The organism is Cumulibacter manganitolerans, from assembly GCF_009602465.1.
Lineage (GTDB): Bacteria > Actinomycetota > Actinomycetes > Mycobacteriales > Antricoccaceae > Cumulibacter > Cumulibacter manganitolerans.
The window spans coordinates 92,984-106,110 of the sequence record NZ_WBKP01000005.1 but is presented as its reverse complement, the minus strand read 5'-3'; the positions used below and the strand labels follow the sequence as shown (position 1 = coordinate 106,110).

Below are 13,127 nucleotides of genomic sequence, written 5' to 3'. Positions count from 1 at the left end.
CGCAGAACTCGTTTCTGGCCGGAGCTCGTCCGGCCGTCGGCTACCGTGGCCGGTATGGCACATCCGCCGCGCTTCACCGACGACGATCCGTATCTCGCGCGGCTGCGCGAGGTGTGCCTCGCGCTGCCGGAGGCGACCGAGAAGACCTCGCACGGACACCCCGTGTTCCACACCAAGAAGGTGTTCGCCGTCTTCGGCGGCGTCGTGAAGGGTGACCACGCGAGCGATCGGTACGCCCAGTCGGTGCTGTTCCTGCCGGACCAGCTCGAGCATGAGGCGCTGCTGCAGGACGAGCGCTTCTTCGTGCCCGGCTACTACGGGCCGGCCGGCTGGCTGGGGCTGGACTTCCGTACCGCCGAGCCCGACTGGGACGAGGTCGGCGAGCTCGTCGAGTCGTCGTACCGCAACACCGCGTCGACGCGTCTCGTACGTGCCCTCGACGAGGCTCGCTGACACACGCGAAGAGGGGCCAGGCAGCTGCCTGGCCCCTCTTGACGTGCGATGTGGCTAGACCTGCTGGTCCGACCAGCCGTCCTCGTCGAAGTCGGTGACGGTGGTGTCGGTGTACTGGTCGCCGTCCGTGTCGACCTCGTACACGTCGTCGACGCCGTTCCCGTCGGTGTCGTAGCCGATCTGGTCGGCGACGCCGTCACCGTCCGAGTCGTAGTAGTGCGGGCCGGACGACGCCGCGGCCGACCCCGACGAGCCGGAGGACGTCGAGCCGCCGGCCGAGCCACCGGTGTCGTACTGGTTGGCGTAGGGCTGCGACGAACCGGCGTCCGCGTAGCCGTCGTGATCGAAGTCGGTCACGGTCGTGTCGGTCCACTGGTCGCCGTTGGTGTCGATGTTGTAGGTGTCGTCGACGCCGTCGCCGTTGGTGTCGTAGCCGACCTGGTCGGCGACGCCGTCGCCGTCCGAGTCGTAGGTGTGGCCACCGGCCGCGGTGGTCTCTCCGCCGGCGTAGTAGTCACCGCCGGGCGCCGAGGGGTCGGCGGCGTAGCCGTCCGCGTAGCCGTCGTTGTTGAAGTCGGTGACGGTGGTGTCGGCCCACTGGTCGCCGTCGGTGTCGACCTCGAAGGTGTCGAGGACACCGTCCCCGTTGGTGTCGTAGCCGACCGAGTCGGCAACGCCGTTGCCGTCAGTGTCGAAGTACTCCATGATGGTCTCCTTGTGGAAAAGGCACTTGAGTGTCTGAGTGGATGATCAGGGGGGTGCCGCATCGGCACGATCAGGTTGTGCCTCTAGTTGATGCTCACCCGTGCCGCCAGGTTCCTCAAGGATCCGAAGATTTTTCCCGGGGTTTTGCGGGGGCTGCGCAGGCGGCCATATCCCCAGCACAGCGGCGGTATCGGCCTCAGCCGGCGGTATCGGCCTCAGCCGGCGGCGACGTCCTCCGCGGCGCGGACGGCGCTCGCCAGGTCGTCGCGGGCTCGGGCGACCCGCGACCGGATCGTTCCCACCGGGCACCCGCACACGTCCGCGGCCTCGGCGTAGCCGAGCCCAAGCAACTGGGTCAGCACGAAAGCTTCCTTGCGGTCGGGGTCGATGGTCTCCAGCAGGCCGCGCAGCGCGGCGTACGACGCGGGGTCGCCGCCCTCGTCGACGGGTTCGGCGGCCTCGTCCAGCGGAGCGGTCTTGGGGCGGCGCTGCTGCTCGCGCACGTGGTCGGCGCACACGCGCCGGGCGATGGTCAGCAGCCAGGTTCGCGCGGAGGAGTCACCCCGGAACCTCGGCAGCGACCGGTGGGCCCGCAGGTAGACCTCCTGCGTCAGGTCCTCGGCGGCCCATCGGTTGCCGAGGTGCGCGCACACCCGCCACACCTCGCCCTGGGTGGCGCGCACGAACAACGCCATCGCCGTCATGTCGCCCTTGCCGGCCCGGATCGCCCACCGCGTGACCTCGGCCGAGGTAGGCGCGTTGTTCATCGGGCTCGCTTCGGGTCGGGAACTTTCGGTGCCGGCAGGTCGACTACCCCCTCCGAGGGAGAAAGCAGGCGACGGTGCGGACAGCTGACGACCAGGGTAGTGCGGGGCTCGACGTGACCTGCGCGACGTGCCGCGAGGCGCTGTCGGCGCAGCTCGACGGCGAGCCGGCGCCGGTCGAGACGTCCCTGCACCTGGCGCGCTGCGCGCAGTGTGCCGCGTGGGCCCGCGACGTGCCGAGCCTGCTGCGTCCGCTGCGGATGCGCGCCGCGGACGACGTCCCTGACCTGACCGAGCGGATCCTCTCGGCGATTCTCGGCAGCGTCCCGCGGCCGTCCTTCGGCCTGTCGCTGGCGCGCGCCGCACTGATGGCGGTGGCCATCGCACAGCTCGTCGTCGGCGTCCTGCTGCTGCTCGGCAGCTCGCACGACGAGGGCCTGCACGCCGCCGCGGAGTCCGGCGCGTGGAACATCGCGATCGGCCTCGGGCTCGCTACGGCCGCGCTGCGCCCGCACGCCGCGTTCGCCCTGCTGCCGACGATCGGCGGCCTGGTGGCCGTCCTCGGCTATGCCTCGGTGCGCGACCTGGCCGACGGGGCGGTCTCGGTGCAGCGGGTGCTCTCGCACGCGCTGGTCGCTCTCGGGCTGCTCCTGGTGGCGGTGGTGGCGTGGCTGATGCGGCGGCGTCGCGGTTGGCGGCCGGTGCCGGCCGCCGAGCCGTCCGCATCTGCACGGCTGGGTGGGTTGATGCCGCGGTGACCCAGCTGATCTGCCGGGTGCGGCGGACGGTCCTGGCCGTGCTGCTCGCCGTCGTCGCCGTCCTCGGCACCGGAACCGCCGCCTGGGCGCACGCCTCCCTCGTCACCTCGACGCCGGGCAACGGCGACGTGCTGGCCACCGCGCCGACGTCGGTACGCATCGAGTTCTCGGAGTCGGTGAGCCTGTCCGCCGGATACCTGCGGGTGCTGGACGCCGCCGGGGAGCGCGTCGACACCGGCAACGTGTCGGTCGACGGCAGCGCCGTGCAGGTGTCGCTGCCGTCGGCGCTCGGTGACGGCGGCTACGTCGCGACCTATCGCGTGCTGTCGGACGACTCGCATCCGGTGGCCGGCGCGATCTCCTTCGCCGTCGGCAACGCGACGCCTCCGCAGATCGACTCCAACGGCACGCGGCTGGACGGCGCGGGCGACGACCCGGTGATCGGCGTGCTGTACCCGCTCGTGCGGTGGATCGGCTACAGCGGGCTCGCGCTGCTCGCCGGAGCCGTGCTGCTGGCGCTGCTCGATCCGGCGATGCGGGCAGTCGCGCGGTTGCGTCGGTGGGCGTGGATCGGGTTCGACGGGGCGCTGGGCGCGACGGTGCTCGGTGGTCTGCTGCAAGGCCCGTACGCCGCCGGTCGAGGCGTCGGCTCGGTTCTCGATCCCACGCTGATGTCGGCGACGCTCGAGACGGAGGTGGGTCGCATGAGCGCCGTGCGCCTCGTGCTGCTCGGCGTCCTGGGGGTGCTGCTGTGGGAGTGGTACGACGCCGACCGCGACCGCAGGCCGGTGGCCTGGGCAGCGGCGGGGACCGTGGTCGCTACCGCGGCGACGTACGCGGCGAGTGGGCACGCGGTCTCCGACGGCCTCCCGTGGCTGGCCGTCCTCGGCGGCACGGTGCACCTGTCGGCGGCCGCGGCGTGGATCGGCGGCCTCGCGGTCCTGCTGCTGGCCGTGCTCGGCGCGGCCGGCCTGAGCGCCAACGAGCAGCGCGCGGTAGCGCTGCGCTTCTCCCCGGTCGCGGCCGCCCTGGTGAGCGTCATCGTCGTGACCGGCGTGGCCGAGGCGTGGGTCCGGGTTGGCTCCTGGGGAGCGCTGTTCGGGACGGCGTACGGCCGGCTGCTGGTGGCCAAGACGACCCTGCTCGCGGTCGCGCTCGGCGCGGCCGTGCTCACCCGGCGGTTGCTGCGGAGCCGGTCGTCCCCGCTGCCGGACGATGACGCGCGGCAGGCGTTGTCGCGGCTGCGGCGTCCGCTGGTCGCGGAGGCCGTGGCCGGCCTGGCGGCGATCGCGGTCGCGGCCGTGCTCGTCGCCACGCCGCCGGCCCGGGACACCTATGCGGTCGCCCGGGATGCGCAGATCTCCTTCGACAACGGCTATGTGGCGCAAGCGAGCCTCGATCCGGCGCGCAAGGGACCCAACACGCTGCACCTGTACGTCTTCGACCGGAGCAACGCGCTCGCCGACCTCGACGCGGTCACGGTGACCGTGCAGAACGCGGCGGCGCAGATCGGCCCGCTCGACGTCACCGCCCGCAATGTGGGCACCGGACACTTCATCGCGAGCGGTGTCGAGCTGCCGGCGTCCGGCGGCTGGACGGTCTCGGTGACGTTCACCGAGGCCGGCTTCGGCGTGGTGAGCGCGGAGGGGAGCATCGATGTCGGTTGATCAGGTCGATCCTGGACGGCTGCCGTGGCGGCTGGTGATCGCGCTGCTCGCGGTGGTGCTGGGCGCGACCGCCCTCGTGATGGGGCTGCGCGGCGGCGACCGGAGCCCGCGGCTGCCCTCCGACGCGGTGACGCAGGGCGGCATCGCGGTGTACGGCGCCTACGTACGGGAGCCCGCGACGGACACCGCCGCGGCCTACTTCACCATCCGCAACATCGGAGACACGGCCGACACCGTGGTCGCGGTGTCGAGCCCGGTCGCGAAGTCGGCGATGCTGCACGACGTCGGCAAGAAGCCGATGTCGGACGAGGGGCCGATGGACTCCGGGTCGATGGTGCCGAGCCCCACGGTGGTGCTCGAGCCCGGCGACGTGGTCACCCTGCAGCCGGGGTCCGGGCACCTCATGCTCGACGGCGTCACTGGGACGATCGTCCCGGGCTCGACGGTGAACCTGAAGCTGGTGCTCGAGCACGCCGGAACGATCACCGTGAAGGCGCCGGTGGTCGGTCTCACCGAGCGGGCGCCGTCGACGTGACCAAGCCACCACGGAAACACGAGAGAATGGACATCATGCTCCGCCGACTTCGTTCGACCGCCGCGCTCCTCGTGGGCGCATCCCTCGCGCTGACCGGCTGCGCCGCATCGGATCAGGGCGGTGGTGTCGCGAGCGTCTCGCAGGTCGCCAACGACTCGGCGTACCGCGGCGTCGAGCTGAACCCCGAATGGCAGCGGCCGAGCTTCACGCTCACCGACCAGACCGGTCAGCCGTACGACTTCAAGGCCCGGACGACCGGCGTCCCCACCATCCTCTACTTCGGCTACACGCACTGCCCGGACGTGTGCCCGCTCATCATGGGCCAGCTCTCCGCGGCGATCGACGCGGCGCCGAAGGACATCCGCTCGAAGCTGCAGGTGGTCTTCGTCAGCACCGATCCGGTGACCGACACGCCGCCGGTGCTGGCCTCGTACCTGTCGAAGTTCGACGGGGCGCTGCCGGTGAAGTACGTCGGGCTGACCGGCGACGTCGCGTCGGTCGAGGCCGCGCAGAGCACCACCGGCGTCCCGGTCGCCGAGGACGGCGGCAAGACGCACTCGACGATGGCGATCTACTACGGCACATCGAACGAGGCGCACGTGGCGTGGCTGGCGAACACCAACGCCGACGACATCGGGCACGACCTGCCGATCGGCGTGAAGTGACCCTGCTGCTGCGCCGGTTCGCCGACGTGGTGGTGATGGCGCTCGCCCTCGTCTGCCTGGTGATCGGCGGCGCGGACGTCGCGGCCGCACACTTCGGCGGCGGACGCGAGCCGTCGAGCTACCGCGGCGAGATCACCAGCGTCAGCCCGGCGCTCGACGGTGTCACGTTCCGGCTCACCGACGCCGCGGACCGCATCGAGGTGCGATCGACGTCCCGCACGCCGGTGATCGTCTACGGCTACCAGCACAAGGAGCCCGGCGACCGCGATCCCTATCTGAAGGCCAGCGTGGACGGCGTGTGGGTCAACACGGAGAGCCAGGCGGCCTACCTGAACGCCAGCCGCATGGGCGGCGACGTGCCCGCTCGGCTGGCGGACGACCGCGGCGAGGGTGCGCCCGTCTGGAAGAAGGTCTCCGACACCGGCGTCTACCGATGGCACGACCACCGGATCCACTGGATGCTCCCCGAGCCGCCGGCGGCGGTGAGCGACGATCCCGGTACCGAGCACCACGTGATCCGCGACTGGCACATCTACGCGACCCAGGGCGACCGTCCGGAGTCGACGATCACCGGGCAGCTGTACTGGGTGCCCGCGAGCCCCGCACCCTGGTGGCTGGCGACCGCGGGATTCGGGCTGGCCGGCGTGGTCGCCGGTGTGGCGGGTCGCCGCTCCGCCTTAACCAACGGTTCGCGCGGTGCGGGTGACGCGCCGCTCGTGGTGGCCGCTTGCGTGCTGGGCGCGGCGGCGATCGGGCAGGCCGCGCTCACTCCCTTGCCCGAGGACGCCTACCAGGGCAGCCTCGGCTTCGTACTGGCCTCCGCCGCCGTACCGGCGCTCGCGGTCGCGGGGCTCTGCGCGCTCGGCGTCGCCGCGCTGCGCAGAGGATCCGCCGCAGCGCGCTACCTGATCGGGGGAGCGGGCGCCCTCGCGGCGCTGCAGGGCACCTCGGACCTTCCGGCGATCACCCGCTCCCAGCTCGAGCACACCGGTCCGGAGTGGCTGGTGCGCCTGATCGTGGCGTGCGTGGTCGGCCTCGGCCTCGGGCTGCTGATCGGCATGGTGGCGCGTTCGGTGCGGCGTACGCCGCAGGAGACGCGCGACGTCCGGTCCGTCGACATCGCCAGCGACGAGGAGCTGGCGGAGATCACCTCGGGGCTGGCGGTACGCGGGACGCGACGTGCGCCACCCCGCCGTGCGGCGCCCGAGCAACAGGTGTAGAGTCATCTCTCGCAGTACGGGGCTATGGCGCAGCTGGTAGCGCACCTGCATGGCATGCAGGGGGTCAGGGGTTCGAGTCCCCTTAGCTCCACCAGAATGCAAGGGCCTCTGCCGCGAGAGCGGCGGGGGCCCTTTTGCTCGCGGCGCCAGGACGTCGGTCAGGATCCGCAGCAGGTCCACCGGTCACCTTGACGAGCGCCGCCCGATCGCCCGCACGATCGATCCGACCAGCAGCGGAGCCAGCAGATACGCGACGAGCACATACGGCCAGAAGTAGCCGCGCTCGACGTGCCAGCCGACCAGGATCTCGTGGACGGGACGCCCGATCAGCAGGCTGCCGGCCCACTCGAACGCCAGCCACAGGGCCGTCCAGAACGCGCCCGCGAGCAACAGGCTGCGCGCGGCGTACGTGTCGGCGAAGTGCACGATGACGCCGGCAAGCACCAGGATCCAGCCGATCCGGGTCGCCATCGCGATCTGGTGCGCGGCCAGCGCGCCGAGCCGTGGCGCGTACACCCGGTCCATCAGCACGAACGCGTTCAGCGCAGCCACCGGCACCTCGATGAGCCACACCCGGAACGTGATCATGAGCAGATACGCGGTGGACGACAATCGCCGCGAGGAGTGCGCGGCTGGGGACCGCACCGGGATCCCTCGATGGTCCCGGACGCCGAGGGCCGAGGCGCTCCCGCTCAACCGCCGCGGCGCCGCGACGTCGGGCGCGCGTGAGCGGCGCCGAGGTCGAGCGCGATGGCGGCGATGAGCGTCGCGGTCCATACGTTCACCGGGTCGAACAGCAACGGCTCGTGGGTGCCCACGTTGTTCGCGATCAACCAGACGATGAACCAGATCACGGTCATGGCCCGTCCCTCCTCCGCTGCAGCCCGAGGCGTGGCGCCCGCGGTGCGATGATCGAACGTCTGGACACCAGTCTGCGCTGGGCGTCGGGACGACGACAGGGACTTTGGGCCGAGGACCGCGCCCGGCCCGTGGAGCGCTAGTCGTCCAGGAACTCCGCCACGCGCGGGGCCAGCTCGCGAGCGCCGGTGATCAGCCCCAGGTGGCCGTCCGCGAACACATCGAGCTCGGCGTTGGGCAGCAGCGCATGCATGATCCGGGCGTTCACGACCGGGATGATCGGGTCGTCGTCCCCGGCCAGGATCAGTGTCTTCTGGCGGATCAGCGGCAGCGCGGGCAGGCTCGTCCAGCATGCCGCCGCGAGCACCTGCATCAGGTAGCCGGCGTCGTTGGCGCGCGGGAAGTGGCCGAAGACGTAGCGGCGGGCAAGGCGCGGCTCATCGCGCAGCCGTCCCCCGTACAGGGTTGCCGCGATGCGGGACGCGTAGCCGGGCTCTCGGTCGCGCAACGCGGCCGCCATCTCGAGCAGCGCTGGGGGCGACGCGGGCACCATCAGCGATCCGGTCGTCGTGCTCACCAGCACCAGGCGACGGCAGCGGCGCGGGTTCTGCAGGGCGAACTGCTGCGCGAGCCCGCCGCCCCAGGAGAAGCCGAGCACGTCGACCTGGTCTACTCCCAGCTCGTCGAGCACCTCGCCGAGCAGCCGAGCGACCGAGGCGAACGTGTACGGCATGCCGGGGGCCGATGACCTGCCGACACCCGGGACGTCGAACCGGATCACGCCGATCTCGGAATCGAGTGCGTCGACGAACGGCTGCAGCAGCGCGAGCCGCGCCCCGATGCCGTTGCACAGGACCAGCGGCGGCCGGTCGGCGCTGCCCTCGCGGACCGCGACCCGGATCGAGCGGTCTCCTACCTGCAGGTTCTGGGTGCTCTCGGTCATGGTGCCCGCCTCGCTCGCGGTCGCTGACAAGGCGATCTGCCTTGCGGGGTACCCTAGGGGGGTATAAGTTTGGTGCAAGCGGATACCTACTAGGGGTATCCCGTCGAAGGAGGATATCCGATGGCAGCGAGCGAGTATCAGGTGACCGGCATGACCTGCGGGCACTGCGAGATGTCGGTGCGCGAAGAGGTCGGCGAGATCCCCGGCGTCCAGGACATCCAGGTGAGCGCCGAGACCGGCAAGCTGGTGGTGACGTCCGACCGCCAGATCGAGGACGCCGAGGTGCTGGCCGCGGTCGAGGAGGCCGGCTACTCCGCGGTGCGCGTCTGATGAACGCCGGTGGCCGCCTCGCGGCGTACGCGGGGGGATTGGCGGTGGCGTTCGCCGCCGCGTACGGAATCGCCGGAGCGGTCGTCCCCGACAGCGCGGTGGCCTCCTGGACGCGGCACGCAGCGGACAGCGGGCACGGTGCCGAGCACGCCGCCGGCGCCGACCAGCAGCCGCCCGGGCTGTCGCTCGCGGCCGATGGATTCGCGCTCTCGCCCATCGACGCGCCCGCGACCACCGGCACCGACGGCCTGCTGAGCTTCCAGATCCTCGACACCGCAGGCGCTCCGCTCACGACATTCGCGACGGCGCACGAGAAGGAGCTGCACCTGATCGTGGTGCGCACCGACGGCACGCAGTTCCGTCACGTGCACCCGGTGCTCGACGCGAGCACCGGCACGTGGTCGATGCCGTGGACCTGGACCGCCGCCGGCAGCTACCGGGTGTTCGCCGACTTCACGCCCACCGGCAAGGACGCCACCGCCATCACCCTGACCCGCACCGTCGACGTCTCGGGCAGCGTCACCGCGGCGCCGCCCGCTCCCACCCGTACGGCGGAGGTGGCCGGCTTCGCTGTCACGCTGACGGGTGACCTCACCGCCGGGCAGCCCGGCGACCTGGCCCTGAGCGTCACGCGTGACGGCCAGCCGGTGACGACGCTCCAGCCGTACCTGGGGGCCTACGGCCACCTGGTCGTGCTGCGCGCGGGCGACCTGGCCTACCTGCACACGCACGCGCAGGGAGCCGAGCCGGCACCAGGACAGACCGCCGGCCCGCAGATCGCATTCACGGCGGAGCCGCCCACCGCCGGGCGGTACCTGCTGTACCTGGACTTCCAGGTCGACGGACAGGTGCACACCGCGCAATTCGTGCTCGATGCCGAGCACGGCGCCCAGGCCCACGACGATTCCGACGGAGGTCACTGACCGGCACGGTCCGTGACGACCCACCAGCTGAGAGAAGGATGCGATGAGTGCCTCGGCACCACCGGTCGATGGAAGAAGTGTCGAGCTCGAGATCGGCGGGATGACCTGCGCCTCCTGCGCCAACCGGATCGAGCGGAAGCTGAACAAGCTCGACGGTGTGACCGCGACGGTGAACTACGCGACCGAGAAGGCCCGCGTCACCGTGCCCGACGGGTATGACGCGGCGCTGCTCGTCGCCGAGGTGGAGAAGACGGGATACACCGCGGCACTGCCGGCGCCCCCGTCGGACCCCGGGGCCGGTGCCGAGGACCCGCAGGCGGATCCGGAGCTGACCGCATTGCGCCGGCGGCTGATCGGCGCCGTCCTGCTCACCGTGCCGGTGATCGCCATGTCGATGGTCCCGGCACTGCAGTTCACCTACTGGCAGTGGGCCTCCTTGGTGCTCGCCGCCCCGGTCGTGGTCTGGGCCGCCTGGCCGTTCCACAAGGCCGCATGGGCCAACCTCAGGCACGGCACCGCCACCATGGACACCCTGATCTCGATGGGTGTGGGGGCGGCCTTCCTCTGGTCGCTGTACGCGCTCTTCCTGGGGACCGCGGGTACCCCCGGCATGGTGCATCCCTTCGAGTTCTCGCTGGCGCCGTCGGACGGCGCCGCGAACATCTACCTCGAGGCGGCCGCCGGGGTGACGATGTTCATCCTCGCCGGGCGGTACTTCGAGAAGCGGTCCAAGCGGCAGGCCGGGGCCGCGCTCCGGGCGCTCCTCGAGCTCGGCGCCCGCGAGGTGTCGGTGCTGCGCGCCGGCGCCGAGGTCAAGGTCCCGATCGACGAGCTGCGGGTGGGCGACGAGTTCGTCGTCCGGCCCGGCGAGAAGATCGCCACCGACGGCGTCGTGGTCTCCGGCTCCTCGGCGGTCGACGCCTCGATGCTCACCGGCGAGTCGGTCCCGGTCGAGGTGGGCGAGGGGGACGCGGTCACCGGCGCCACCGTCAACGCCGGCGGCCGTCTGGTGGTGCGCGCGACCCGGGTCGGCGCCGACACCCAGCTCGCCCAGATGGCGCGGCTCGTCGAGGACGCGCAGGCCGGCAAGGCCGAGGTCCAGCGGCTCGCCGACCGGATCTCCGGCGTCTTCGTGCCCGTCGTGATCGCTATCGCCGTCGTCGTGCTCGGTGGCTGGCTCGGTGCCGGCTTCCCGGCATCCGCCGCGTTCACCGCCGCGGTCGCGGTCCTCGTGATCGCCTGCCCGTGCGCACTGGGCCTCGCCACGCCGACCGCGCTGCTGGTCGGGACCGGACGCGGTGCGCAGATGGGCATTCTGATCAAGGGGCCCGAGGTGCTCGAGTCGACCCGCAAGGTCGACACGGTCGTGCTCGACAAGACCGGCACCGTGACGACGGGCAAGATGACGCTTGTCGACGTGGTCACCGAGCCGGGGACGGACCGCGCCGAGCTGCTGCGGTACGCCGGTGCGCTGGAGAACGCGTCGGAGCACCCCATCGGCCAGGCGATCGCGGCAGGAGCGGCGGCCGAGGTCGGCTCCCTCCCGACGCCGGTGGAGTTCGCCAACGTCGAGGGCAAGGGCGTGCAGGGCGTGGTCGACGGCGCCGCCGTCGTGGTCGGCCGGGAGTCGCTTCTGGAGGACTGGTCGCAGCGCCTGTCGAGCGATGTCGCCGCCGCCAAGGTCGACGCGGAGCAGGCGGGCAAGACGGTCGTCGTCGCCGGGTGGGACGGCCGGGCGCGCGGCGTGCTCGTGGTCGCCGACACCGTGAAGCCGACCAGCGCCGAGGCCGTCGCCCGGCTGCGACAGCTCGGCCTGACCCCGGTGCTGCTGACCGGTGACAACCGGGCGGTGGCCGAGCGGATCGCCGCGGAGGTCGGGATCGACGAGGTCATCGCCGAGGTGCTGCCGAAGGACAAGGTGGACGTCGTCGCGGGTCTGCAGAAGGCCGGCAAGACGGTCGCCATGGTCGGCGACGGCGTGAACGACGCGCCCGCGCTGGTCCAGGCCGACCTCGGCCTGGCGATGGGCACCGGTACCGACGTCGCGATCGAGGCGTCCGACATCGCACTCGTCAGAGGCGATCTGCGCAGCGCGGTCGACGCCATCCGGCTCTCGCGCAAGACCCTCGGGACGATCAAGTCGAACCTGTTCTGGGCGTTCGCGTACAACGTCGCGGCGATCCCGATCGCAGCGCTCGGCCTGCTCAACCCGATGCTCGCCGGCGCGGCGATGGCCTTCTCGAGCGTCTTCGTCGTCGCCAACAGCCTCCGGCTGCGCCGGTTCCGCAGCGTCGTCCGGTAGCGGGGTCACCGACCTCGCCGCGGCGGACCGTTGTGTTGTGGCGACTTCGGGCGACGACGCCCGAAGTCGTCACAACACAACGGGGGAGGTGCTACTGGCGCTCGCGGACGACGTTCAGGACGGTGCCGTCGGGCGCGCGGAGGTAGAACCGGCGGACGCCCCATTCCTCGTCCTGCAGTGGGTGCAGGATCTCGTAGCCGCGGCGGAGCGCCTCGGCGTACGCCTCGTCGACGTCGTCGACCATCACCGAGACGGCCGGCACCGCGGGCGCGGTCGCGTCCTCGGTCACCAGCTGCAGGTGCGCGCCGGTCTCCGGTGAGGTGAGGCGGGCGACCCAGCCGAGGTTGAACTCCTCGAGGCGCAGACCGAGGAATCCGGCGTAGAACTCCCGGGCGGACGCGATGTCGTCGACGTGCAGATCCGCGATGACCCTGGTGACCTTCATGGGCGCTACCGCGCGAAGGTGAAGCGCGTGCAGTCGGCGGGGAAGCTGAACCAGGCGAGCGCGCGGTGTGGTGCGATGACCCGCAGGCCGCCGCCGTCCGCGCCGGCCCACGAGCCGGGACCCGGTGCGTAGCCCGCGTCGTGGTACTTCGTGAACGCCTCGGCGAGCCGCGCGCCGAGATCCTCGGCGTCCGCGCGGGTCGCGTGCGACTCGCCCTCCACGATGACGACCTGGGTGCCGCTCTCGAGGGTGAGGGTGATCGCCGGGTTGTGCTCGACGTTGCGGGTGTGCCGCGTCGTCGGTGCGCCGTCGTAGTAGAAGCGCCCGTCGACCCACACTCCCCAGCGGGGAACCGAGTGCGGGCGGCCGTCGGGGCGGACGCTGGCCAGCCAGTAGTGCTGCGCGGCGACCAGCCGCGGCTCGACGTCCGACCACGACAGCAGGCCGTCGGTGGACGCCGGGAGCCCGTAGCCGTCAGGGAACGTCGGGCGGGTGGAGGTCGGGATACCGGTCATGCCGGTGACGCTACGACAACGCACCGACAATCGCGACGGCTCGG

At 71.8% G+C, this 13,127-nt stretch carries 16 protein-coding genes and 1 tRNA gene; 10 read left to right on the top strand and 7 right to left on the bottom strand.

Annotated features, from left to right (window positions below; genetic code table 11):
• The first annotated feature begins 54 nt into the window (after window positions 1-54).
• Window positions 55-453, top strand: a complete 399-nt coding sequence (locus F8A92_RS03335; RefSeq protein WP_153503314.1) for an MmcQ/YjbR family DNA-binding protein — start codon at window positions 55-57, stop codon at window positions 451-453.
• 54 nt (window positions 454-507) lie between these two features.
• Here F8A92_RS03335 and F8A92_RS03330 read toward each other — a convergent pair whose 3' ends face one another.
• Both F8A92_RS03330 and F8A92_RS03325 read right to left on the bottom strand, forming a co-directional pair.
• Window positions 508-1,158, bottom strand: coding sequence for a hypothetical protein (locus F8A92_RS03330; RefSeq protein ID WP_153503312.1), 651 nt, complete (start codon window positions 1,156-1,158; stop codon window positions 508-510).
• Window positions 1,159-1,373: 215 nt separating this feature from the next.
• Window positions 1,374-1,925: a sigma-70 family RNA polymerase sigma factor gene (locus F8A92_RS03325; protein ID WP_153503310.1), complete on the bottom strand. Its 552-nt coding sequence runs from the start codon at window positions 1,923-1,925 to the stop codon at window positions 1,374-1,376.
• Between the two features lie 74 nt (window positions 1,926-1,999).
• On the opposite strand from F8A92_RS03325, the gene F8A92_RS03320 reads away from it, so the two are divergent.
• The 6 genes from F8A92_RS03320 (at window position 2,000) to F8A92_RS03295 (ending at window position 6,861) form a co-directional block, all read left to right on the top strand.
• Window positions 2,000-2,680, top strand: a complete 681-nt coding sequence (locus F8A92_RS03320; protein WP_153503308.1) for a hypothetical protein — start codon at window positions 2,000-2,002, stop codon at window positions 2,678-2,680.
• Window positions 2,677-4,347: a copper resistance CopC/CopD family protein gene (locus F8A92_RS03315; RefSeq protein ID WP_194291340.1), complete on the top strand. Its 1,671-nt coding sequence runs from the start codon at window positions 2,677-2,679 to the stop codon at window positions 4,345-4,347. Before F8A92_RS03320 ends, F8A92_RS03315 begins: the two co-directional genes overlap by 4 nt.
• The gene (locus F8A92_RS03310; protein WP_153503305.1) at window positions 4,337-4,882 is read left to right on the top strand and encodes a copper chaperone PCu(A)C; all 546 of its coding nucleotides are present in this window, start codon (window positions 4,337-4,339) and stop codon (window positions 4,880-4,882) included. Before F8A92_RS03315 ends, F8A92_RS03310 begins: the two co-directional genes overlap by 11 nt.
• A 35-nt stretch (window positions 4,883-4,917) precedes the next feature.
• The gene (locus F8A92_RS03305) at window positions 4,918-5,547 is read left to right on the top strand and encodes an SCO family protein (protein ID WP_153503303.1); all 630 of its coding nucleotides are present in this window, start codon (window positions 4,918-4,920) and stop codon (window positions 5,545-5,547) included.
• Window positions 5,544-6,767 carry a hypothetical protein gene (locus F8A92_RS03300; RefSeq protein WP_153503301.1) on the top strand — a complete coding sequence of 408 codons (1,224 nt, stop codon included), beginning with the start codon at window positions 5,544-5,546 and terminating at the stop codon, window positions 6,765-6,767. The genes F8A92_RS03305 and F8A92_RS03300 overlap by 4 nt, the downstream gene beginning before the upstream one ends.
• A gap of 18 nt (window positions 6,768-6,785) precedes the next feature.
• Window positions 6,786-6,861 (top strand) — tRNA-Ala (locus F8A92_RS03295).
• Window positions 6,862-6,950: 89 nt separating this feature from the next.
• Here the strand turns inward: F8A92_RS03295 and F8A92_RS03290 are convergent.
• The 3 genes from F8A92_RS03290 to phaZ all read right to left on the bottom strand — a co-directional run bounded on the left by F8A92_RS03290 (window position 6,951) and on the right by phaZ (window position 8,568).
• Entirely contained in the window at window positions 6,951-7,355 is a 405-nt protein-coding gene (locus F8A92_RS03290; protein WP_153503300.1) for a hypothetical protein, read from the bottom strand.
• Window positions 7,356-7,459: 104 nt separating this feature from the next.
• On the bottom strand, window positions 7,460-7,627 hold the full coding sequence (locus tag F8A92_RS18535) for a hypothetical protein (protein ID WP_194291339.1): 168 nt from the start codon (window positions 7,625-7,627) through the stop codon (window positions 7,460-7,462).
• Window positions 7,628-7,764: 137 nt separating this feature from the next.
• Window positions 7,765-8,568 (bottom strand): poly(3-hydroxyalkanoate) depolymerase, encoded by an 804-nt coding sequence (gene phaZ, locus F8A92_RS03285; protein WP_153503298.1) that lies wholly within the window; start codon window positions 8,566-8,568, stop codon window positions 7,765-7,767.
• A gap of 120 nt (window positions 8,569-8,688) precedes the next feature.
• Here phaZ and F8A92_RS03280 point away from each other — a divergent pair, with 120 nt between their 5' ends.
• From F8A92_RS03280 to F8A92_RS03270, 3 genes are read left to right on the top strand one after another with little or no spacing between them, the layout of a single operon-like run.
• Complete coding sequence (locus tag F8A92_RS03280) at window positions 8,689-8,898, top strand: heavy-metal-associated domain-containing protein (RefSeq protein WP_153503296.1); 210 nt, start codon at window positions 8,689-8,691, stop codon at window positions 8,896-8,898.
• Window positions 8,898-9,821: a heavy-metal-associated domain-containing protein gene (locus F8A92_RS03275; protein WP_153503294.1), complete on the top strand. Its 924-nt coding sequence runs from the start codon at window positions 8,898-8,900 to the stop codon at window positions 9,819-9,821. The genes F8A92_RS03280 and F8A92_RS03275 overlap by 1 nt, the downstream gene beginning before the upstream one ends.
• Before the next feature lie 43 nt (window positions 9,822-9,864).
• A complete protein-coding gene (locus tag F8A92_RS03270; protein WP_153503292.1) occupies window positions 9,865-12,123 on the top strand; it encodes a heavy metal translocating P-type ATPase in 2,259 nt (752 codons plus the stop codon).
• 91 nt (window positions 12,124-12,214) lie between these two features.
• On the opposite strand, the gene F8A92_RS03265 is transcribed toward F8A92_RS03270, so the two are convergent.
• The gene (locus tag F8A92_RS03265; RefSeq protein ID WP_153503290.1) at window positions 12,215-12,568 is read right to left on the bottom strand and encodes a VOC family protein; all 354 of its coding nucleotides are present in this window, start codon (window positions 12,566-12,568) and stop codon (window positions 12,215-12,217) included.
• 5 nt (window positions 12,569-12,573) lie between these two features.
• On the bottom strand, window positions 12,574-13,083 hold the full coding sequence (locus tag F8A92_RS03260) for a pyridoxamine 5'-phosphate oxidase family protein (RefSeq protein WP_153503288.1): 510 nt from the start codon (window positions 13,081-13,083) through the stop codon (window positions 12,574-12,576).
• Window positions 13,084-13,127: the final 44 nt, after the last annotated feature.

Excerpts from the sequence above, each read along its gene's own strand:
- F8A92_RS18535 (WP_194291339.1), bottom strand. The coding sequence starts at position 7,627 with ATGACCGTGATCTGGTTCATCGTCTGGTTGATCGCGAACAACGTGGGC.
- F8A92_RS03260 (WP_153503288.1), bottom strand. The coding sequence starts at position 13,083 with ATGACCGGTATCCCGACCTCCACCCGCCCGACGTTCCCTGACGGCTAC.
- F8A92_RS03275 (WP_153503294.1), top strand. The coding sequence starts at position 8,898 with ATGAACGCCGGTGGCCGCCTCGCGGCGTACGCGGGGGGATTGGCGGTG.
- F8A92_RS03325 (WP_153503310.1), bottom strand. The coding sequence starts at position 1,925 with ATGAACAACGCGCCTACCTCGGCCGAGGTCACGCGGTGGGCGATCCGG.
- F8A92_RS03290 (WP_153503300.1), bottom strand. The coding sequence starts at position 7,355 with ATGATCACGTTCCGGGTGTGGCTCATCGAGGTGCCGGTGGCTGCGCTG.
- F8A92_RS03265 (WP_153503290.1), bottom strand. The coding sequence starts at position 12,568 with ATGAAGGTCACCAGGGTCATCGCGGATCTGCACGTCGACGACATCGCG.
- F8A92_RS03335 (WP_153503314.1), top strand. The coding sequence starts at position 55 with ATGGCACATCCGCCGCGCTTCACCGACGACGATCCGTATCTCGCGCGG.
- F8A92_RS03305 (WP_153503303.1), top strand. The coding sequence starts at position 4,918 with ATGCTCCGCCGACTTCGTTCGACCGCCGCGCTCCTCGTGGGCGCATCC.
- F8A92_RS03330 (WP_153503312.1), bottom strand. The coding sequence starts at position 1,158 with ATGGAGTACTTCGACACTGACGGCAACGGCGTTGCCGACTCGGTCGGC.
- F8A92_RS03270 (WP_153503292.1), top strand. The coding sequence starts at position 9,865 with ATGAGTGCCTCGGCACCACCGGTCGATGGAAGAAGTGTCGAGCTCGAG.
- phaZ (WP_153503298.1), bottom strand. The coding sequence starts at position 8,568 with ATGACCGAGAGCACCCAGAACCTGCAGGTAGGAGACCGCTCGATCCGG.
- F8A92_RS03310 (WP_153503305.1), top strand. The coding sequence starts at position 4,337 with ATGTCGGTTGATCAGGTCGATCCTGGACGGCTGCCGTGGCGGCTGGTG.
- F8A92_RS03280 (WP_153503296.1), top strand. The coding sequence starts at position 8,689 with ATGGCAGCGAGCGAGTATCAGGTGACCGGCATGACCTGCGGGCACTGC.